18 protein-coding genes are annotated in these 22,534 nt (G+C 46.4%); 5 read left to right on the top strand and 13 right to left on the bottom strand.

The window, feature by feature from the left end; all coding sequences use genetic code 11:
* Positions 1-7: 7 nt before the first annotated feature.
* The 13 genes from rsxA to kefF all read right to left on the bottom strand — a co-directional run bounded on the left by rsxA (position 8) and on the right by kefF (position 10,936).
* Positions 8-580: an electron transport complex subunit RsxA gene (rsxA, locus tag D1614_RS15895; RefSeq protein WP_119438951.1), complete on the bottom strand. Its 573-nt coding sequence runs from the start codon at positions 578-580 to the stop codon at positions 8-10.
* A gap of 12 nt (positions 581-592) precedes the next feature.
* Entirely contained in the window at positions 593-1,177 is a 585-nt protein-coding gene (rsxE, locus tag D1614_RS15890; RefSeq protein WP_119438950.1) for an electron transport complex subunit RsxE, read from the bottom strand.
* 86 nt (positions 1,178-1,263) lie between these two features.
* Positions 1,264-1,656: a four helix bundle protein gene (locus D1614_RS15885; protein WP_119438949.1), complete on the bottom strand. Its 393-nt coding sequence runs from the start codon at positions 1,654-1,656 to the stop codon at positions 1,264-1,266.
* A 52-nt stretch (positions 1,657-1,708) separates the two neighbouring features.
* Positions 1,709-2,290, bottom strand: a complete 582-nt coding sequence (locus tag D1614_RS15880; protein ID WP_119438948.1) for an RnfABCDGE type electron transport complex subunit G — start codon at positions 2,288-2,290, stop codon at positions 1,709-1,711.
* 1 nt (position 2,291) lies between these two features.
* Complete coding sequence (locus D1614_RS15875) at positions 2,292-3,269, bottom strand: RnfABCDGE type electron transport complex subunit D (protein ID WP_119438947.1); 978 nt, start codon at positions 3,267-3,269, stop codon at positions 2,292-2,294.
* Positions 3,270-3,284: 15 nt separating this feature from the next.
* Positions 3,285-4,616 carry an electron transport complex subunit RsxC gene (rsxC, locus tag D1614_RS15870; protein ID WP_119438946.1) on the bottom strand — a complete coding sequence of 444 codons (1,332 nt, stop codon included), beginning with the start codon at positions 4,614-4,616 and terminating at the stop codon, positions 3,285-3,287.
* Positions 4,617-4,626: 10 nt separating this feature from the next.
* Positions 4,627-5,487, bottom strand: coding sequence for a Fe-S cluster domain-containing protein (locus tag D1614_RS15865; protein ID WP_119438945.1), 861 nt, complete (start codon positions 5,485-5,487; stop codon positions 4,627-4,629).
* A 3-nt stretch (positions 5,488-5,490) separates the two neighbouring features.
* Positions 5,491-5,916: a SoxR reducing system RseC family protein gene (locus D1614_RS15860; protein WP_162304526.1), complete on the bottom strand. Its 426-nt coding sequence runs from the start codon at positions 5,914-5,916 to the stop codon at positions 5,491-5,493.
* Between the two features lie 142 nt (positions 5,917-6,058).
* Complete coding sequence (locus tag D1614_RS25585) at positions 6,059-6,436, bottom strand: hypothetical protein (RefSeq protein WP_147384264.1); 378 nt, start codon at positions 6,434-6,436, stop codon at positions 6,059-6,061.
* Between the two features lie 9 nt (positions 6,437-6,445).
* On the bottom strand, positions 6,446-7,168 hold the full coding sequence (locus D1614_RS15850; protein ID WP_119438942.1) for a hypothetical protein: 723 nt from the start codon (positions 7,166-7,168) through the stop codon (positions 6,446-6,448).
* A gap of 83 nt (positions 7,169-7,251) precedes the next feature.
* Complete coding sequence (locus D1614_RS15845) at positions 7,252-8,298, bottom strand: T9SS type A sorting domain-containing protein (RefSeq protein ID WP_119438941.1); 1,047 nt, start codon at positions 8,296-8,298, stop codon at positions 7,252-7,254.
* A gap of 120 nt (positions 8,299-8,418) precedes the next feature.
* A complete protein-coding gene (locus tag D1614_RS15840; protein ID WP_119438940.1) occupies positions 8,419-10,338 on the bottom strand; it encodes a monovalent cation:proton antiporter-2 (CPA2) family protein in 1,920 nt (639 codons plus the stop codon).
* On the bottom strand, positions 10,331-10,936 hold the full coding sequence (kefF, locus tag D1614_RS15835) for a glutathione-regulated potassium-efflux system oxidoreductase KefF (protein ID WP_119438939.1): 606 nt from the start codon (positions 10,934-10,936) through the stop codon (positions 10,331-10,333). Before kefF ends, D1614_RS15840 begins: the two co-directional genes overlap by 8 nt.
* 352 nt (positions 10,937-11,288) lie before the next feature.
* Between kefF and D1614_RS15830 the strand changes: the two genes are divergently transcribed.
* The 5 genes from D1614_RS15830 (at position 11,289) to D1614_RS15810 (ending at position 22,526) form a co-directional block, all read left to right on the top strand.
* Entirely contained in the window at positions 11,289-16,811 is a 5,523-nt protein-coding gene (locus D1614_RS15830) for an alpha-2-macroglobulin family protein (RefSeq protein WP_119438938.1), read from the top strand.
* A gap of 28 nt (positions 16,812-16,839) precedes the next feature.
* Positions 16,840-19,185: a penicillin-binding protein 1C gene (gene pbpC / locus D1614_RS15825; RefSeq protein WP_119438937.1), complete on the top strand. Its 2,346-nt coding sequence runs from the start codon at positions 16,840-16,842 to the stop codon at positions 19,183-19,185.
* A gap of 120 nt (positions 19,186-19,305) precedes the next feature.
* Positions 19,306-20,532 carry a bifunctional 3,4-dihydroxy-2-butanone-4-phosphate synthase/GTP cyclohydrolase II gene (locus D1614_RS15820; protein ID WP_119438936.1) on the top strand — a complete coding sequence of 409 codons (1,227 nt, stop codon included), beginning with the start codon at positions 19,306-19,308 and terminating at the stop codon, positions 20,530-20,532.
* 186 nt (positions 20,533-20,718) lie between these two features.
* On the top strand, positions 20,719-21,009 hold the full coding sequence (locus D1614_RS15815) for a YtxH domain-containing protein (protein ID WP_119438935.1): 291 nt from the start codon (positions 20,719-20,721) through the stop codon (positions 21,007-21,009).
* A 164-nt stretch (positions 21,010-21,173) separates the two neighbouring features.
* A complete protein-coding gene (locus D1614_RS15810; protein ID WP_119438934.1) occupies positions 21,174-22,526 on the top strand; it encodes an efflux RND transporter periplasmic adaptor subunit in 1,353 nt (450 codons plus the stop codon).
* Positions 22,527-22,534: the final 8 nt, after the last annotated feature.

Below are 22,534 nucleotides of genomic sequence, written 5' to 3'. Positions count from 1 at the left end.
TTTAAACTTATACCAAACCCGAGAATCCCATAAAGGCCATTGCCAGAATTCCGGCGGTTATCAAAGCGATCGGAGTGCCTTTTAATCCTTTGGGTACATTCTGCAAATCAAGGTGTTCGCGAATGCCGGCAAAAATGATCAAAGCAAGTCCAAAACCGATGGCATTCGAGATCGCGTAAACGACTCCTTCGAGCAGGTTGAATTCTTTTTGGATGGTCAGAATTGCCACACCCAGGATTGCACAGTTGGTAGTAATCAGCGGAAGAAATATACCCAATGCTTGGTAAAGCGGCGGGCTTACTTTCTTCAGAATAATTTCGACCAGCTGAACCAGCGAGGCTATTACCAGGATAAATGCAATGGTTTGTAAAAAGGCCAGCCCAAATTTGTTGAGCACGTAGTTTTGAATAAGGTAGGTAACAATGGTTGCCAAAACCATTACAAAAGCTACGGCACCTGTCATTCCGATTGCGGTGGAGATACGCTTGGAAACCCCCAGAAAAGGGCAGATTCCCAAAAACTGCATTAACACAATGTTGTTAACCAGTATCGCGCCCAGTATAATTACAAAGTAACTCATATCCTTTCCTCCTTAATTCTTTTTAATGCGGTTAATAATGGCAATCAGGTAGCCCAAAACGATAAACGCTCCGGGTGCCAGAACAAACAGTAGTGTTACGAAATTCTCGGAATACAAAGTGATGTTGAAAAGCTTGCCGCTTCCCAGCACTTCGCGGATACCGCCCAGCAAAACCAGGGCAAAAGTAAATCCGAGTCCGATTCCAATTCCGTCAATGGCCGACGACAAAGGATTGTTTTTTGATGCAAAGGCTTCAGCACGGCCGAGCACGATACAGTTTACCACAATCAAGGGAATAAACAGCCCCAGGCTTTTGTACAAGGCAGGAACAAACGCCTGCATCAGTAACTGAACAACGGTAACAAAAGCTGCAATGATCACAATAAAAGCCGGGATTCTTACTTTATCCGGAATAACGTCTTTTACCAATGAAATAACAATGTTCGACATAAGCAGAACAAAGGTGGTGGCCAGGCCCATTCCCAGACCGTTTATCGCAGAAGAAGTAACCCCGAGAGTAGGACACATACCAAGTACCAATACAAATACCGGGTTTTCTTTTATAAATCCTTTCGAAAAATTTTTCCACTGATTCATATTTCTTTTGTTTAGAGTTTAGCGTTCAGTGTTCAGAGTTGAGAGTCGCTACTCCGAACAACTAAATCTGCAAAACTTATACTTGTTTACTTTTTATATTTATCACCTTTTAATTCACTTTCCTTTAAATGGCTAATCAAGCCTCGGTCTAATTTTCCGACTTCATCGGCTAAATTATATGCCTTTTGGAACTCGTCCGGGCTAATATATCCATTGTCCAAGGCACGATAAAGTTGAGAACGGACTTCTCCTGCTGAACCTTTTGAAATAAACAGAAACTGAATGAACTCTTTATTTCCACCTCTTTCAAAACCTTCGGCAATATTATCCATGGCTGAACCAGACGAACCTTTTATTTGACTCACAAGTTTAAAGTCCTTTGAAAAAGCATGGTAGCCAGTGTAAACGTTTATAAGTTTACAAAGCTCTCTGGCTTTTTGCCAGGCAATTATATCTTCGAACGTATTAAATGTTGCCATACTCTAAACTCTGAACTTTAAACTCTGAACTATTTCTTCTCTGAACTCTGAACTATTTCTTCGTTTCGTAAGCCGTATAGCCTCTGCGCAAAGCATCAAGGAAAGCGCGTGAGGTGATGGTCGAAGCCGTGATGGCATCAATGTCACCACCGTCTTTTGATACGGTAAAGTTCGTGGTATTCGGGTTTTTCCCGATTACATTCTGATTGGGTTTGGAAGCGTTGTTAAACCAGGTGTCCATTTTAGAACCCAAACCCGGTGTTTCAGCATGGTCCAACACCGAATAACCGGAGATGTTTCCATCCTTGTCAATTCCGGCCATAATGGAAATGTAACCGCTAAAACCAGTGCGGGTGTATGTTTTTATCGCAGTTCCGGCCAGTTCGCCGCCTTTGAATGCGGGAAACAGCTCAATGCTGTCGCCACCTGCTTCGCTCGGAACTTTATAGCTGGTTCCCAGTTCATCAAATTCGGGAAGAACCTGGGTGATCGCTTCGGTTTGTGCTTTAATTTTTGCTGCCTCGATGGGGGCTTTGGTAAAGTCGTACACAAAACCCAGTGCAGCTGCGGCAATTCCGGTAACCAAAACCAGGGTTGCCACCATACTTGTAAAAGTCGATTCTTTCTTTGCCATTTTATTGTCCTCCGAATCGTTTGGGTTTAATGTAGTAGTTGAGTAAAGGTGTCACCGCATTCATAATCAGAATGGCAAATGAAATACCTTCGGGGTAAGCGCCAAACATACGAATGCTGATGGTTATCAAGCCGATTCCGATTCCGTAGATGATCTGTGCTTTCGGGTTCATGGGTGAAGTCACCATGTCGGTGGCCATAAAAATAGCACCGAGCATTAACCCCCCTGTCATAATGTGGAAAGCCGGGTTTACATACATTTCAGGATTGATTCCCCAGAAGATACCCGAGAATACAAATACTGTTGCAAGAATGGAAACCGGAATATGCCAGGTAATTACTTTTTTCCAGATCATATAAATTCCGCCCAACACCAGCAGCAAGGCTGAAACTTCCCCCAGCGAACCGGCATTCATCCCGATGGCCAGATCAGTTAGATCGGGCAAACCCTGAACTTTTGCAATCGGAATGCCGTTTTTCACGCTTTCCTTGATCAATGCCAGCGGAGTAGCCGTTGACACTGCATCAACCGCTGCCATTTTAATTCCGGGCCACGAAGTCATCTGAACCGGGAACGACAACAGCAAAAACACACGACCTACCAAAGCCGGGTTAAAAATGTTGCTTCCGAGGCCGCCAAATGAAAGTTTACCAATTCCCATGGCCGCCATTGCACCGATTAGGATGATCCACCACGGCAGGCTCGACGGAACGTTAAACGCCAGTAATATACCTGTAATGATGGCAGAACCATCGGTAACCGACGGGGTAACTTTCATCAGGTATTTTTGAATAAGGTATTCGAAAGCCACACAGGCAGCAACCGCTATCAGGGTTACACGCAAGGCATCGATCCCGAACATAAACACCGACCAGATCAGTGCCGGAACCATGGCGTAAATCACCCGGTACATAATTTTCTGTGTCGAGTCGCTTGAATGTACGTGCGGCGAAGGCGAAACTGTTAATAATTTACTCATTATGCAGTTTTTGATTTATTTTTTTCTTGAACGAATGATTTGACCAACTTTTCCCTTTCCAAAGCGGATGTAGTCCAGCAATGGCCGGTTGGAGGGACAGGTATAACTGCACGAACCACATTCAATGCAATCCATCACCCTTTCACTTTCGGCGCGGTCATAAATTTGTTTTTCTCCCAAAGTCATCAGCAGGTAGGGTTCCAGTCCCATCGGACAAACCGATACACAGCGGGAACAACGAATACAGGCGATTATTTCCTCCCGCTTCGATTCTTCTTCCTTCATCAGCAAAATGCCCGAGGTTCCTTTGGTAACCGGAATATCCAGCGAGCTGATAGCGCGTCCCATCATGGGGCCGCCGCTAATGATTTTGCCCGTGTTTTCGGGTAGTCCGCCTGCTGCTGCCACCAGTTCTGAAGTAGCTGTTCCGACTCTTACCAGGAAGTTCGAAGGCTTGGATACCCCTTTCCCGGTAACGGTAACTACACGCTCAAACAGTGGTTTATTTTTTTGAATGGCTTCGTAAACCGCAAAGGCAGTTCCCACGTTGCTCACCACGGCACCCACTGCAATGGGCAATGCTCCCGACGGAACTTCGCGGCCCGTAACTGCATTGATCAGCTGTTTTTCTCCTCCCTGCGGGTATTGAACTTTCAGTGCAACCACGCTAACTCCGGCAACTGATTTGCATTTCTCGGAGAGAAGCTGAATCGCGTCCGGTTTATTGTTTTCGATACCGATTACTGCCTTGTCAACATTCATGGCTTTCATCAGCAGCTGAATACCCACCAAAATTTCATCTGCTTTTTCCAGCATCAGCCGGTGGTCGGAAGTCAGGTAAGGCTCACATTCCACGCCGTTGATCAGCAGAACTTCGGCTTTCATGCCCTTTGGCGGAACCAGTTTTACATGCGTTGGGAAGGTAGCTCCCCCCAAACCTACGATTCCGCATTCCTGGATCTTTTTGACGATTTCAGCGCCGTCAACCGAGATATCTTTTACCAGTGTTTCGGAACGGTCGATGTCTTCCATCCACTCGTCACCTTCCACATCAATAAAAATTCCTTGTTTGGGATAGCCTGAGCTATCGGCCGAGAAATCAACTTTTTTAACTGTTCCTGAAACGGAAGAATGAATGTTGGTGGAAACAAAACTGCTGCTTTGCGCAATTACCTGTCCCACTTTTACCTTGTCGCCTTTTTTAACAACCGGTGTTGACGGTGCTCCGATGTGCTGTGCCACCGGAATAAAAACAGCCGACGGAATCGAAAGAACTTCGATTTTCCGGTCTTTCGACAATTTATTTTCGGGAGGATGTACTCCGCCTATTTTGAACGTTTTTAACATCCTGAATTATTTAGCTATTGGTTTCAACTTCTACTTCGGGTTTCACTTTTCGCGGTGGAAAGTTCAGCTCGATAATGGCATTGGTTGGGCACACCGGCACACATTTGCGACACAGTTTGCATTTGTCTGAGTCGATAAATGCCAGGTTGTTCTCCATGGTGATGGCGTCGAACGGACATTCTTTAAAACACTTGCTGCAACCAATACAAGCTACGCTACAAGCTTTTTTCGCCACGGCGCCTTTGTCCATGTTCCGGCAGGCCACCACTACTTTGCGGTCTTTAGGCATGCGTTTGCGTAACTCAATCAGGTCTTTCGGACAAGCGTCCACACAGGCTCCGCACGCCACACATTTGTCGTCGAGGACAAGCGGAACGCCCATTCCGGCACGCAGGTCGATGGCGTCGAATTCGCAGGCGTCGTAACAATCGCCGTAACCCAAACAGCCGAACTGGCAATCGGATTCGCCACTGTAAACAGACGAGGCGATGGCACAGGTTGTTGCGCCGTCGAACTGGCTTGTTTTCGGACGGTGGTCGCAGGTTCCGTTACAACGGATAAACGCCACACGCGGGTCTTTTGCAACGGCCTCCAATCCTAAAATGGTTGCCACCTGCCCCATGGTGTCGTTTCCGCCTACCGGGCAGTTCAGGTCGCCCAGGTCAGACGCTTTAACACATGCTTCGGCAAAGGCCCTGCAGCCTGCAAAGCCACATCCGCCACAATTGGCTCCCGGAAGCGATCCTTCCACATCGTCGATGCGCGGGTCTTCCACGACCTTGAATTTTTGCGCCACAAAGTAGAGGATTACAGCCGCAGTTGCTCCAATCACTGCCAGTGTGACAATCGTATATACAACGGTGATACTCATTTGTTAATCAGTTTCTTCAAGTTCGAATTTGAATATTTTTTTTAATAAATGCCTAAAAAAATATAATGTTATATAGTAGGGTATCAGAATCGCCAGCGATACCAGCCCCGATTGCAACTCGTTACCGGTAAGCGACTGCATAACGATCAATGTGAGCAATACCAGTAAAAAGGGAACAACGTAGCCCCAAAGCAGCGCCGTAAAACCTTTTGATTCTTTGAAAAGAATGGTGACTTCCTGACCGGGTTTGTAAGCGCCTTTAAAATCGGTGATTTCAATTTCCTTGTCCTGGTAATCGGCCACCGTACAGGCTCCTTTTGCATGGCACGAAGAACATGCAGACTGGTTGATGATGGTAACAATCAGTGAGTTGTTGTTTACCTCCTTTACAAAACCTTTATGTCGGATATCTGTAGTCGTAGCTTTCAATTTTGCTATTTAGAGATTGCAAATGTAGGTATTGATTTGAATCTACAAATGACAAAAAAGCAATTTTTCTGAAATCCGGGAAATTTAGAAATAGTCTAATTTAGCTTTTGGAGTTCAGAGTTCAGAGTTCAGGGTTCAGGGTTCAGAGTTCAGTGGATGGGGATCCAATATCGGGGTTCTGTAAATTCTGTGCTACCGGCTTCTGTAGTCTTTCGGGGAGGAGAGAACGTTTTTCAATGGGGACCGGAAGCTTTTCTATGAATATAAAATGTGTTTCGATGTAGATAGAACTTTCTTCGATAGGGATAAAACAAGCTTCAATGAAGATAGAATTGCTTTCAATGAAGATAAAATGGAATTCTGTGATGATAGAAACAGTTTCGAGCTTGACAGGTACAGTTTCGATGTTGATAGAATTCGTTTCGATGAAGATAAAACTGTTTTCGATGTTGTACAGTAAGGCTTCTAACTCAATAGATCTCAGACCTTGAAGGTTTTCAAAACCTTCAAGGTCTGGCAAGCAGTTTTTTTATTCAAGCGGTTCTTCGGGTTCCTGTATTTTTTTACCACCGGCATTCATATTGGCCACTACGCGGCTAAAGGTAAACTGTGCTTTTAAAATTTCGTCGTGCTGGTAGTAGGCCGAGGCAATTTTGCAGATACCGATTATTTCGTTGTAGATTTCGTTAAGAGCGGCAACCGCCGTTTCCGACACCGATTTTGTTGTCGACTTTAAACTTTCCTGTGCCAGGTTTGCCTCGCTGAGCTGGGTGGCGTACCCGATTACGTTGTCGATAAGTGCCGGGTTGGTGCCTTTGGCCACCATATCGTCTTTAAGCGCGTTGGTCATTCCTTTTTTGAAGGCAAACAGCAACTGGATCAATGCTTCCTGGTCGCCGGCACGTGCCGCTTTCAGGTATTTGTCGTAGCCCAGTGTTTTAACGATTTCGTTGGCATCTTCGCCAAAATCCACTTCAATCTGGGTTTTCAGAAATTGGAGGGCCTGCAAAGCGGGCGCCTGTATTTCGGTAAGGGCAGCCGTGGCATCACGCAGGGCTTTCTTTTTGTCGAGGCCCAGGTAGTCTTCCATGGCAGTGTCGATTTTGGTGTGCAGGGCCTGGGCGTATTCGGGTGTCCAGTTGCTGCGCACCATCGAAAGATCGGGCAATTGGTTGCTTAGCGAAGTGGCAATTACTTTGCTTGCCATTAGCATGTCGCTGTCTTTGCTTACGTAAACTCTTGTTTGTGTCATGGTTAAAAATTTAGGTTAATAAATAATTGTTTTAAAACTGCTCGCCCTTTTCCGGCACGGGTTGCAAACCCGCACCAGCCGGGTTACTTTTTTATAAATTTGAATGAAGACCGTTCCTCAGAAGTAGTGATTGTGACATAATAAACACCGGATGGCAAATTCCCAACGAAAAGCCTTTTCGCAGTGTGCCCGGTTTTGAGCAATGAGCCATTTATATTCCTGATTTCAACCTGAACGTCTCCGTGAGCCCGGGCATCCGGAAACTGAAGGTTCAGGTAATCTTCTACCGGATTGGGGAAATATCGAATCCGGCTGTCTTCTCTGTCAGTAACTGCGGTGTAGTTAAACAGAGCGTCGCAATTGTACTCCGATTTATCCCAACGCGTGGATTTATAATTTCCCAGAAAACTATCGCTGTAGCATCTTAATGGCCCCAGGTGGCTGGGGATATCAAGTACACACTCCAAAGCTTGTGGCAGCATATGGGTAAGGCAACCCACCTGTTCAATTATTACATCATTAAAACCCCAGTTAGACGAAGCAGCAGGCGAAGTGTAGAGTAGTTTGAGCTCTTTGTCGTTGATGGTAATGTTTTTAACCGAATCAACCACAATTTCCCCCAAGGGATCATAATTGCAGAAATCCCCCAGGTTGTCATTCCCATAGATCGTCCAGCTATCTCCGGCCCGGGCATTGAAATCATACAAGGTAAAAAACTGATCGTTCTTTAAATAAAATACCTTGTTGTTTTCCTGGTACATGTATTCGTTTCCCAGGTCAGAAACATCAATACCATTCGAATGGTAGTATGTTTTGCTGATAAGCCGTACTGTTTTTTCCTGAATCAGGGTATCTTTTACCGATTCGTACAATACATATCCTTCGTTTGTCGGCATGGTTCCTTCATTTCTGGAATAATGCCATTTGGCACCAACCGGAGCCCACTCGGTTTGTGAACTAACTCCATTGTATAGCATCAGAAGTACGATCATTAACTTTATTTTCAGGATGATCGGTTTGCCGGGATGAACTAACGCGTGGCTGGCTGCGTTGTTTTTTCTTTTCGAAATAGAAAACAACGGGACGGAGGCGAATCTGAGAGGGTGTTTGTTGTAAATCCGGAGTTTCATTGCGTTGCTTTTTGGGTGGCTCACAAAAATATTCGGGAGCTGTATTTAATGCTCTGAAAATAGTGATTTTCAACCAAAAAACCGTCTCTACGCAATAATATTCAGTATGTTATCGAACAGTTATGTATCGTTTTCGGAAGGCGTGTTTTGTTGCTTTTGCAGTGCTTCTTCTTTCAATGTATCCACATCCCAGGCACATTCCGATTCGTGGATCAGGTAGTCTTTCTCGGCTTGCAAAGTTTCTGAAACCTGTTCCGAGAAGCGTCGTGTTTCCTCGATAAAACGGTTGTGGTCTTCGAGCCAGTGCTCGTACAGCTCGTCGGTTATCTGGTTTTCGTGGTGTTTAAAGGTACGTGCCGTGCGATAGGCTTCGTACCTGCTAAACCCGAGTTCGGTAAGGGCGGTGGCGCCCATTTCGTTGGCCGAGTCAAACATTTCGCGCTGAACCGAGCGAACATTCAGTTTGTAAAATTCGAAGGTGTGAAAGATGTCTTTTGCGCGCGCCAGTATTTTTACATGCGGGTATTTTTCGCGTACATATTTGGCCACCTTTAACGCATCGTCGTGTTCGGCCATGCTGAGTATCAGCATACGGGCTTTCTGAATGCCGGCTTTTTCGAGCATTTGCGGCCGGGTTACATCGCCAAAATACAGTTTGAACCCGTACCGGCGCAGTACCTCCACGTTGGTGGGGTTGTTGTCGAGAATGGTCACTTTAATGTTGTTGGCCAGCAGCATACGCCCGATAACCAGCCCAAAGCGGCCAAAACCCGCTAAAATCACCGGGTTTTCGGGTTCGTCCATCTCGTCGTATTCGGGTTTGTTGTAGCGGCGCGCCATGATCGGAGTTACCGCTTTGTCATTAAAAATAAGCAGCAGAGGCGAAACAGCCATCGAGAGGGTTACAATCATCAGCAGCATGGAAGAAGTTTTTTCGTCGAACAACTGGTTTTGTTTCGAGAAAGAGATCAGTACAAAACTGAATTCGCTGGACTGCGCCAGTAAAAAGGCAAACAGGAAATCGAAGCCTTTGCGCAGTCTGAAAATCCGCCCCAAAATCAGAAGAACTATAAATTTGATGACAATGAGTAAAAGCACAAAAAAGAAGATCATTCCGGGATTCTGGATGAGCAGGTTAAAGTTGATGCCCGCGCCCACCGATATAAAAAACAGTCCCAGCAGCAAGCCTTTAAACGGATCGATGGTGGTTTCCAGTTCGTGGCGGTATTCGCTGTCGGCCAGCACCACACCGGCGATAAAGGTCCCGAGTGCGGGCGATAGGCCTAATTTATCCATTCCCAGCGCAATGCCAATTACCATCAGCAAAGCCAGTGCAACAAACACCTCGTGGAGGCCGGTTTCGGCAATCAGCCGGAACACGTAGCGCGCCATAAAACGGCCGATAAAAACCACTGCAGCTATTGCCCCGATGATGATCAGCAATTGAATCCATCCCGGAAGTTGGGCCATGCCGCCGATCTTGCTCAGGGTAGATTCGGATAAGGTGGCCGGTTGCCCAAGTGTGGCAATAAGGGGCAACAGCGCTAAAATGGGGATGACCGCCATGTCTTGGAAAAGCAGTACCGAAAAGGCCGATTTACCGGCAATGTTTCGCATCAGTCCTTTTTCCGATAGCGTTTGAAGTACGATGGCCGTTGACGACAATGCAAATATCAGCCCGATGGCCAGGGCGCGGTTTATCTGGAACTTGAAAGCCAGCGCAACAAAGGTGATGACAATGGCAGTAATAAGAACCTGCAGGCCGCCCAGCCCAAAAATGGATCTTCGCATTTTCCACAGCAGGGAAGGTTCCAGCTCCAACCCGATGATAAAAAGCATGAGCACCACGCCAAACTCTGCAAAGTGCATTACTTCGCCGGCTTCTTTCCCGACAAGGCCCAGCACAAACGGCCCGATAAGAATTCCTGCCAGCAGGTAGCCCAAAACAGAGCCCAGCCCCAGTTTTTTGGCCAGAGGAACCGAAACAACCGTTGCTCCCAGGTAAATAAGCGCTTGTAAGAAAAAATCCTGATTATGCATTTGTCAGCGTTAAGTGGTTGGAATATTCGATGTTTTCAAAATCCTTTTCAGTGTACTTACCATCCCGCAGGCCGGTGATAAGCTCGCGGTAATGCGCTGCCTGCCTTTCTATTTCAGCTTGGGTGATGGTGTGTGCGCCGTGGGTTACAAAAGGAGGCAGGTAACGCATGCGGCAAAGGGTGGCAGATTGGTTGAAAGGCGCCAGAAACTGATTTACGCTAAAGTGGTTGGCCCCGGTAGCGGTGTAAACTTCCTGCCGCCCGCCGGTTGAAACGGCCGACATGGCCCATTTTCCCTGCAGGGCAAACCCGTTTCTTCCGTACGCAAATCCGTGCTGGAGAACCAGGTCCATCCACTCTTTTATAATGGCCGGGGCACTGTACCAGTAAAACGGGTGGTGCCACACAATTACATCGTGTTCCTGTAGCAGTTTCTTCTCTTTTTCCACATCAATGAAAAAGTCCGGGTAATTCTCGTACAATTCATTAATGGTAACATTTTCCAGTCCTCGTACAGCATCGAGCAAAGCCCGGTTGATAATCGATTTATGAAAAGCCGGATGGGCAAATAAGATCAATATTTTCATTTCGTCTGTCATTGTTTGTTTTAATGGTCCGTCAGCTGACGGATGTAACTCGCCCGGGAGTCATCTTCCTGTGTGGTAAAATTTACCATGCTCGTTTCTTCATAATTTATCGATAGTATCTTGCGTTAAAGCATAAGACCAACTAATAAGTGGTAAAGTAATCATTTTGAAAAAGACCTCAACGCGATTCTTTAAAAAGCTTAATTTTTTTTTGGAATTGAATTTGCAGACCGGGGGCAAGTCAAACAAATTAGCTAATTTTAAATGCCGAAAATTTAACAATAACATATAAAAAACAGCCTGTGTTTATCCCGGGCACGTTTTTCTCTCGAAATTCTGAAAAAGTACAAACAATTATAGCCCAATGAAAAAGTTAATTTTCCCCATTGCCATTTTGTTTCTAATGGCTGTTTCATGTTCAAAAAGCGAAAAGAAAGCCGTAACCACCGACGTTGCTTTTGCGCGTTATGTGCAGGCCTTTACCAGCGGAGTGATCTCGAACGAATCCAGCATTTCGGTGTATATGACCCAGCCTGTTGAGGGCGACGTGAATACCGAAGAACTGTTTCGGTTTGAACCCGAGGTGAAAGGAAAAACAGTGTTGGTGGGAGGCCGTGTTTTTGAATTCAGGCCCGAAAAGCCGCTAAAGCCCGGAACTACTTACAAAGCCGTGTTTGCTTTGGGGAAGGTACTGACGGTTGACAGCAAACTTCAGACTATGCCTTTTGAGTTTGCCACTGTAAAACAAACGTATTCCATAACCGTCGAGGGCTTGAAAAACTACGAGGGGCTGAATTCCACCCAAATGCAGTTAACGGGGTATGTTTTAACCGCCGATGTAGCCGATTCGGAGCCAATTGAAAAAATTGTTACGGTTACGGCAAACGGAAAGGAACTGCCTGTGTTATGGAGCCACGACAGCGGACGCCGCAAACACTTTTTTACGGTCGACAGCCTTGCCCGTATGCAGGACGATGCCGGGAAGGTGATCGTAACATGGGAGGGGAGTGCACTCAATACCGATGTTTCGGGAACAAAAGAACTGGAAATACCGGCATTGAGTACTTTCAAAATTCTGGATGCCACGGTTGTTCAGCAGCCTGAACAATGCATTAACGTTCGTTTTTCCGATCCGCTGCTTAAAACGCAGGACCTGGAAGGTTTGATTGAACTGGACAACTCAAAAGACCTGCGCCTCGAAGTGGATGGCAATGTGGTGAAAGTGTGGACCAGTAAACGTGTGTCGGGCACGCAAACCCTGCATGTTTACGAAGGAATAAAAAGCGCCAACTACGCACGCCTGAAATCGGGCGAGAATTTTCTGCTTCAATTTACCAATGCCGAGCCGGCACTTCGGCTGATCGGCAAAGGCGTGATTGTTCCGCAAACCGATCATCTGGAGTTTCCTTTTGAAGCGATTAGCCTGAATGCAGTCGATGTTCGTTTAATTGAAATTTACAAAGACAATATTGCGCAGTTTTTACAGGAAAACCGTTTGAGCGGAAGCTCTGACCTGAAACGTGTCGGAAGGCCGGTTTACGAAGGAAAAGTGGACCTGATTTCCACCAACCCGGTGAATTATAATCAATGGAACACTTTTAAGATAGACCTGGCCAAACTGGTGAAACTTCAGCAGGGAGCGGTTTATCGTGTCGAACTTCGTTTTCGGAAAGACTATTCGCTTTACATCTGCCCGGAGGATTCGGCCCAAACCGAAGTTCCCGATATTGATTTGTCAAGCGGTGAAGACTACAGCACCGAGTGGGACACGCCGAGCTGGTACAGCGATTATTATTATCCCGAAGGATACGAATGGGAGGAGCGCGATAATCCCTGTCATGTGGCGTATTACAACTCCGATCGTTTTGTGAGCCGGAACATTATGGCTTCGCAACTGGGGATTGTTGCCAAGGAAGGCCGCGACCAACGCATGTTGTTTGCCGTGTCGAACCTGGTTTCAACACTGCCGGAAGCCGATGTGGAACTTCAGCTTTACAACTACCAGAACCAGTTGATTGAAACGATAAAAACCGATGCGCAGGGGTTTGCTCGGGTTGACCTGAAAAAGAAGCCTTTCCTGCTGGTGGCTAAAAAAGGCACTCAGTTTGGCTACTTGAGGTTAGATGACGGAACCTCGCTTTCGGTAAGTAATTTCAATGTGGCCGGACAGGAGATCACCGATGGAATGAAAGGTTTTATTTACGGTGAACGCGATGTATGGCGCCCGGGCGACACCTTGTTCCTGAATTTTATTTTGGAAACGGCCTCGGATGATCCCGGGAATCACCCCGTGATTTTTAGCCTGATCAATCCAAAAGAACAGGTGGTTGAACGCCGCGTTGTAACCAGTAATGAAAACGGTTTTTACCTGCTTTCCACACAAACCAAAAGAGATGCCCCCACCGGAAACTGGAGGGCCCAGGTGCAGGTGGGGAACAGCTTTTTCTCGAAGCGGGTGAAAATAGAAACCATCAAACCCAATCGATTGAAGATTGAACTTGGTTTGCCAGGCGATAAGTTACTGGGGATTGATGACAAGAGCTTGCCCATAAGCGCCTCGTGGTTACACGGGAGTCCGGCGAAGTCGTTAAAAGCAAAGGTGGAGGTGCTGTTTACAAAAAGCGCAACGCAGTTTCCGAATTTTCAGAGCTATACTTTTACCGATCCTGCTTCCCGCTTTTCGGGTAAGGAAGAAACCATTTTCGATGCGCAACTGGACGAAGCCGGAAAAGGAAGCATCCCTTTAAAACTGGAAGGTTTGGACAATGCGCCGGGAATGCTGAACGCGTGGTTCACCTCGCGTGTATTTGAAACCGGTGGCGATTTCAGTACTTCCATTACGAAGGCCCGCTACTCGCCTTATTCTACCTATGTGGGGCTGCGCATGCCCGAGTCGGAAGACAATTGGTACAAAACCGATACGGATTATTTACCGGAAATTGTACTGGTGGATAAAAACGGAAAAGCTGCTTCGGGCAACGACCTGGAGGTTCGCCTCTACAAAGTAAACTGGCGCTGGTGGTGGGAATCGGGCTCTGAAAGCCTGGCTCATTACGTTTCCGGAAGCTATTACCAGCCGGTTGATTCGTGGGTAATCAACAAGGCTGAGCATAAATCGCAGATCCGCCTGAATGTAAAATACAGCAACTGGCAAGACAATGGCCGTTATTTCCTGTGGGTAAAAGACAATACTTCGGGACATTCTTCGGGTATAACCTTTTACATGTCGAAATGGGGCGGCTGGCGCTCCGACGGAATGGCGGAAGGCGCTACCATGTTGAGCATTCGTACCGGCAAGGAAAAATACAATGTGGGGGAAGACATTGAAGTGGTCATTCCTTCTTCCAAAACCGGAAAAGCTTTGGTGAGCCTCGAAAACGGAACCAAAGTGCTGGACATGTTTTGGGTGGAAACGGCCGATAAGCAAACCCGCTTTTCAATCAAGGCAAAACCGGAAATGGCACCTAATTTCTATGTACATGTTAGTTTGATTCAGCCTTTTGGTCGCACCGAAAATGATGCGCCGCTGAGGTTGTACGGGGTGATTCCGGTGGAAGTGGAAAACCCGGAAACGATTTTGAAGCCCTTGATCAAAGCTCCGGCAGAGATTGAACCGGAAACGGATTATTCGGTAGAAATTTCAGAATCCAACAACAAGAGAATGACCTATACCCTGGCCATTGTTGATGAAGGATTGTTGGGATTGACCAATTATACGACGCCCAACCCGCATGCTACTTTTTACCAGCGCGAAGCCTTGGGTGTAAAAACCTGGGATTTGTATGATTATGTGGCGGGAGCTTACGGTGCACGGCTCGAAAAAGCTTTTGCTGTAGGGGGCGATGGTGAGATGGTCGATTCTGAAAAGAAAGAGGCCAACCGCTTTAAGCCCGTGGTGCAGTTTGCCGGTCCCTTCACGCTCGAACCCGGAAAGAAACAAAAGCACACCTTCAAAATGCCAAATTATGTGGGCGCTGTGCGTATGATGGTGGTAGCCGGAAATAGGGGCGCTTACGGTGCCGAAGAAGTTTCGGTTCCGGTTCGGAAAGGCTTGATGTTGCTGGCAACCGTTCCGCGTGTGCTGGCCCCGCTGGAAACATTTGATTTGCCGGTGTCGGTTTTTGCCATGAAAGACAATGTAAAAGATGTTTCGATCGCGGTAAAAGCTAACGAACTGTTTGAGGTTGTCGGCGATCAGGAGAACAAACTTCAGTTTACTGAAACCGGTGAGAAAATGAGTTATTTCAAGTTGAAAGTAAAAGCTCAGAGCGGTGTCGGTAAAATTGTGGTGGAAGCAAAATCGGGCAAAGAAACGGCCAGTTACGAAGTGGAAGTTCAGGTGCGCAATCCAAACCAGGCGGTAACGGTTCAGCAATCCAAACTGGTGAAAGGTGGTGAAAACTGGAACACCGAACTACAGAACCCGGGAGAACCGGGCAGCAACGAGGCATGGGTGGAAATATCGGGCTTCCCGCCATTGAACCTGGGCAAATACATCGATTACCTGATTCAATATCCGCACGGCTGTGTGGAACAGATAACGTCGGCTGTTTTTCCACAATTGTTCCTGGAAAATCTGACGGAAGTTGATGCTGATCAGAAACTGGAGATTGAAACCAATGTTCGCCAGGCTTTGGTGAAATTGCAGGCGTACCAGTTGGGAAGCGGTGGGTTTAGCTACTGGCCGGGATCGTCGTATGCCAACGAGTGGGGGACCAATTACGTTGGGCATTTCCTTGTTTGTGCTGAAAAAGCCGGTTATTCGTTGCCTTACGGAATGAAGGACAAATGGGTGCGTTACCAGAAATCGGCTGCCCGAAACTGGAAAAAATCACAAAGCGATACCGATATTTATTATTACCGGAATTACGACCTGAACCAGGCGTATCGTTTGTACACGCTGGCGTTGGCCGGAAATGCGGATTTGGGAGCCATGAACCGCCTGCGCGAGAAAACTACCAAATTGCAGGACGTGCTTTGGCGCCTGGCTTCGGCCTATGTGCTGGCAGGTAAAAAGGAAGTGGCACAGCAACTGGTGGCCAATTTATCGACAGAGGTAGAAGAATACAACGAATTCAGCGGAACATTTGGCTCTTCGTTGCGTGACAAGGCCATGATTCTGGAGTCGCTCGTTTTGCTTGATGAGCAGGAGAACGCTTTCGGTATGTTGCAGGAAATTTCCGAAGACATCAATAAAAGTAGCTGGTTAAGCACACAAACAGCGGCGTGGAGTCTGTTCTCGGCGGCTCAGTTTTCAGAGAAGTTCTATAAAAACGGCAACGAAACCGGTTATGAACTGACCGCGAATGGTGAAAAAGCCGACGCCCGTACCAAAATTCCTGTAGTTAAAGTTCCGGTAAAAAATAACAATACCCGGCAGGTTGCCTTGGAGTACAAGAATACTGGCGCAAATGCCACTTTTGTCAGGCTGGTTACCCGGGGAATTCCTGCGGGTGTAGATTCTACTTCTGCTGCCAGTAATTTAGCGCTGGAGTTAAAATACCTTGATGCGGCCGGTAAAACGATCGATCCAACTTCTGTTTTGCAGGGAACGGATATCAAAATGGAAGTAACTGTGAAACATCCGGGCAAAAAGGTGAACTACGAAGAAATGGTGCTATCGGTACTGGTTCCTTCGGGTTGGGAAATCCTCAACAAGCGATTAAGCGATGCACCGCAAAGCGATGCAAATTATGAGTACCAGGACATTCGTGACGACCGGATTTACACCTATTTTGATCTGGACATGGGGAAACAAAAAACATTCACTTTTTACCTGAATGCTGCGTACAAAGGGGAATTCTACCTTCCGCCGGTAAGCTGCGAAGCCATGTACGACAATAGCGTGAATGCCCGCAGGGGTGGGAAGATGGTGATTGTGAAGTAGAAGGATTATTTCTGTGCGTAAAAGGAAAATGAATATAAAAAAAGCAAGAAGAACAGTTTTGATCTTCTTGCTTTTATTGTTGGTATTGTTCTTTATCGGAGGCTGGTTGGTACCGCGTCCGCTTTTCAATACTTCGTACTCCACCGTTTTGGAAAGCAGTGAAGGCGAATTGCTGGGCGCCCGTATTTCGGACGATGAGCAATGGCGTTTCCCTCCGGTGGATTCGGTTCCGGAGAAATACGAAAAATGTGTATTAAATTTTGAAGACAAGTATTTCTATCTCCATCCCGGAATCAATTTGGTTTCCATGGCCCGCGCTTTGGTTCAAAATATCAGGGCAGGTAGAATTGTGAGCGGAGGCAGTACGATTACGATGCAGGTTTGCCGTTTGGCTCGCAGCCAGAAAGAACGATCGCTAAAAAATAAGTTGATCGAAATGTTCTGGGCGCTTCATGTGGAGCTGCGTTATTCAAAATCTGAAATTTTGGAGCTGTATGCCTCGCATGCACCGTTTGGCGGAAATGTGGTGGGCTTGGATGCTGCGGCATGGCGTTACTTTGGCCGTGATCCCGGTGAGTTGTCGTGGGCCGAGGCGGCTACTTTGGCGGTTTTACCCAATGCCCCTTCGCTGATTTACCCGGGGAGGCTTGATTTGCGGCTGAAACAAAAGCGCGATTTTTTGCTGAACCAGTTACTGCTTGCCAGCGAAATTGACAGCATCACCTATGAACTGGCCATCTCAGAACCTTTGCCCGAAAAAGTGAATGCTTTGCCTGATATTGCTTTTCACATCACAGAAAAAGCCAATGCCGAGAAACATGGACAGCGCGTTAATTCCACCATCCGGTATCAACTTCAGGAGCGGACGAATGAAATTGTTGCCCGGCATCAGCAACGCTTGAAATCGAATTTTATTCACAACATGGCGGTGCTGGTCGTAGAAATTCCGTCGAAAAAAGTGTTGGCTTATGTGGGAAATACCAGCAATGCAGATAGTACCGCTCACGGGAACCAGGTGGATATTGTGCAGGCTCCGCGCAGTTCGGGGAGTATTTTGAAACCCTTTCTGTATACCAAAATGCTGGATGAAGGGTTGCTTCTTCCATCGATGCTGACACCTGATATTCCGATTCGTTTTGGTGGTTTTACCCCGATGAATTTCGACCGGGAATACAACGGCGCTGTTCCGGCCGAAGAAGCACTGGCGCGTTCGCTGAATATTCCGGCCGTGCATTTGCTGAAAGACTACGGAGTGGGGCCTTTTTATTCTTTTCTGAAAAAAACAGGCATGACCACGCTGAATAAACAACCCGAACATTACGGACTGTCGCTGATTTTGGGGGGCGCTGAAGTTAAACTGTGGGACCTGGCCGGAATGTATGCCTCGTTAGGAAGCATCCTGAAATGCTACAACGAAGAGGATGGCTTTTATTCCTCTCAACCTTTTAGCCCGTTGGTGTGGGAAGATGATGTGGAACATAGTGAAGAGGCCGGAACCCAGCCTTCTGTGCGGGCATCGGCAGTTTATGCTACGCTCGACGCTTTGTTAAAAGTAAAACGTCCGGAAAGCGAGGCTGGTTGGGAGCATTTTGCGCACACCCGGAAAATTGCCTGGAAAACCGGAACCAGTTTTGGTTTCAGAGATGCCTGGGCAGTGGGAGTAACTTCGCAGTTTGTGGTGGCCGTTTGGTGCGGGAATGCCGATGGAGAAGGGCGGGCAGGGCTCACCGGCATATCGGCTGCAGCACCGGTAATGTTCGATGTGTTCTCCGTTCTTCCGTATTCTGAATGGTTTCAAATTCCTACAGATGAAATGACGAACATTGAAGTTTGTGCGCAGAGTGGTTACCGCCCCGGAGAATTTTGCACTGAACGGAAAGAGATCATGGTTCCTGCCGGCAATAAAGTGGGAGTATGTCCGTGGCACCGGCGCATTCATTTAAACAAAGAAGGAAGCTATCGTGTTAATGCCGCTTGCTACCCGGTTTCGAAAATGCAGCATCAAAACTGGCTGGTGCTGCCTCCGGCAATGGAATACTACTACAAACGTCAGAATGTTTTGTATGCCACTTTGCCGCCGCTTATGCCGGGTTGTTCCGAAACAGAACAACAACTGGAGTTTATTTATCCGCGTGAATGGAACCGGCTGTTTATTCCGGTTGACCTCGATGGAACACCGGGGAAGATTATTTTTGATCTGGCGCATCGTTCAAATAATGTCACCGTTTTCTGGTATCTCGACAATCGCTTTCTGGGTACCACCCAAAATGTACACCAGCTCGAATTACGTCCCGATGAGGGCTGGCACAGTATTACCGTTACAGATAATTTGGGAAATTCGATGACCAAACGCTTTAAGGTGGTAAACCGGTAAGCACTTCAATGCAAAATGATGTAAGTGTTATGTATAAGGCATCGGAACCCTGCTTCTAACTTAAATCATGAATTGATTTCGTAAAAGTTTGTAATTTTGCCCCTGATTTTACAGATAGGTATGACAGACATCAAGCTTAATACAATACCCGAAGCCATTGCTGCCATTAAGAAAGGCGAAATGATTATTGTGGTAGACGATGAAGACAGAGAGAATGAAGGGGATTTAATTGTCGCTTCGGAACTGATAACAACCGAGATCGTTAATTTCATGGCCAGCCAGGCAAGAGGCCTGATTTGCGTGGCGTTAACCGAGAAAAGATGTGACGAGTTAAGTCTCGATTTGATGGTGGGAAAAAACACATCATCGAATGAAACCAATTTCACGGTGTCTGTGGATGCTATTCACCCGGAAGTTACAACCGGTATTTCGGCTGCTGACCGGGCCATCACCATTCAGATGCTGGTAGATGAAAAAACCAGGCCCGAGCAATTAGGGCGTCCCGGGCACATTTTCCCGTTAAAAGCCAAAGACCGTGGTGTTCTTCGCCGAAGCGGCCACACTGAAGCGGCGGTTGACCTGACGCGTTTGGCGGGCTTAAAACCTTCGGGAGTTTTGGTGGAAATAATGAACGAAGACGGAACAATGGCAAGGTTGCCGCAGCTCTACGAGTTCGCGCAGAAACATAATCTGAAAATTGTTACCATAAAAGACCTGATTTCTTTTCTATTTCAGAGCGAAAGCCTGATTGAAAGGGGAGAGGAAGTTGATTTGCCAACGCAATACGGCGATTTCAGAATTGTTCCGTTTCGTCAGAAATCAAATGGCGCAGAGCACATTGCTCTGATAAAAGGAACCTGGGAACCCAATGAACCGATTTTGGCGCGGGTTCATTCGTCGTGTATGACGGGTGATATTTTTGGCTCAATGCGTTGCGAATGTGGCGACCAGCTGCACAAAGCCATGGAAATGATCGATAAAGCCGGGAAAGGTGTGATCGTTTACATGATGCAGGAAGGTCGCGGAATTGGCCTGTTGAATAAAATTGCCGCCTATAAACTGCAGGACCAGGGACTGGATACGGTGGAAGCCAATCTTCACCTTGGTTTTAAAGCCGATGAACGTGATTACGGGGTGGGAGCGCAAATTCTTTCCAATTTAGGGGTGACCAAAATGCGTTTGATGACCAATAACCCTGTTAAAAGGGTTGGCCTGGAAGGCTACGGGTTGGAAGTAACCGAAATTGTTCCGGTTGAAATTCCGCCCAACGAACACAACCAAAGGTACATGAAAACAAAGCGCGACAGAATGGGACATCACCTAAAAGGCTTTAATTACGATAAGTAGTACCCTTGTTCGCTACTGTTTCTTTGTTAAAATTACCTGGAGGTCTTTTTTTGAACTCCGTGTACGTTGTTGAATTAGAATGGTGTATGCTTTGGGCATAGTAAACGTATGAGGGAAAGTCAGTTTCCCTTTTGTTAAATACCATTTTTATTCCGTACATTAGTCGAAATTTAAATCTCAAAAACAATGGATGGAAAAACTAAAGCAATTGTAGCGCACATCTACTGGATTGGTTGGGTGATTGCTCTCATTTTGAATTCAAGTGACAAGGATGAACTTACGAGTTTCTATATTCGGCAATTACTTGGATTGTTTTTACTTAGTTTAGTTTTAATGTTTATTCCAATTATTGGTTGGTTAGCCAATATTATAATTTTTGTTTTTTGGATTATAAGCTTAATTGGTGCAATCAACGGAGAACAGAAACTTGTTCCTGTAGTTGGGAAATTATTTCAGGATTGGTTTAAAGGCCTGTAGTAACATTATAATCTGCTGATTTGATTGAAATAAATCAGCGGTTGTAGCAAAAAGGGTTAAAATCGGATTTTAACCCTTTTTAGTTTTTGGGATTATGTTAATGGCATAATCTTTGACCGAACTCAAACTCATATGAATCATAAAACATCTTTAACCTATTCGTTATGATCCGCCGAATATCCATCATTACAATTTTAGTTGTATTGGCTGTAATCACGGTAGTGTTCGCACTTAAACCATCGCATGACGATGAAGTCATGTTGACAGCCACCGCTCAAAAAGGAAAATTTGAGTCAATGGTTTACTCCTCCGGACAACTGGAGTCGCAGGAAGCCGATTACATTACTGTTCCCGCAGTGTTCAGAGACAACCGCTTAAGGATTTGGGAAATAACCATTGCCGATATGATTGAAGAAGGCTCCCGCGTTGATTCGGGAGATTATGTGGCAACCATTGACCATTCAGCCGTGGATGAGCAGTACAAGACCGCCATGGACGAACTCGACCAACGCTTTACCGAGTACGAGGACAGCAAAATCGATTCGAACTTAACCCTCAGTAATCAACGCGATCAAATCGTAAATGCGCAACTCGATCTGGAGGAAAGACAGATCATTATCAAAGAATCAATTTACGAGGCACCTTCAGTAAAAAGAAAAGCTGAGATGGATCTTGAAAAAGCCGAACGTAAATACGAGCAAATGAAGCAGGCTTATGTGCTGAAGCAACAGCAGGAAGCCAACAAAGTAGACCGGCGATTTATTAATTATAAGCAGGCAAAAGAGCGCGTCGACCTGCTGCAAAGCGTTTACGACGCGTTAACAATCCGCTCGCCCAAATCGGGCATTATCGGTTATTACCGTTACTCGGGCAGAGGAGCAGCTGTTAAGGCTAACTCCACAATTTCTACGCGTAGCCCGGCCATTGCTACTTTTCCGAAAATGAACACGCTTATATCTACTACCTATATTAACGAGATTGATATTTCCAGAATCAAAGCCGGGCAGAAAGTAGCGATAGGCATCGATGCCTTTCCGGAGAAAATGCTGGAAGGTGAAGTTAGTTCGATTGCCAACGTAGGGCAGTTGCTTCCGCGAAGCGATGCCAAAGTTTTTGAAGTAAAAATTAAAGTGATTGGCGACGATGAAGAGTTGAAACCTTCAATGACTACCAGTAATGTTATCCAAACCGGTTATGCTGAAGAGGCTGTTTTTGTGCCGCTGGAGTCGGTTTTTACAAACGACAGTCTTAGTTATGTCTATTTGTCGGAGAAAGACGGTCGAAAAATTCAAAAACAAGTGGTAGAAACTGGTATTCAGAATGAAAACTTTGTGGTGGCACTCCAGGGAGTAAAGGAAGGAGATCGCGTGCTGCTCTCAGAACCTGAAAATGCCGAATCACTGACATTCGAGGGCATGGACATTTATCAGTCGATAAAAGATGATGCGGATCAGGCAGCCGGGGAGAATTCCCAGGAAGCAGCTTTGGTACAACCGAAAGAGTTCACCTCCAAATAATAGGGTCT

Origin of the sequence: Maribellus luteus (assembly GCF_003576475.1) — a bacterium.
In the GTDB taxonomy this organism is placed as follows: domain Bacteria; phylum Bacteroidota; class Bacteroidia; order Bacteroidales; family Prolixibacteraceae; genus Draconibacterium; species Draconibacterium luteum.
The sequence above is the reverse complement of the archived record's forward strand: the minus strand, read 5'-3'. Positions and strand labels throughout refer to the sequence as shown.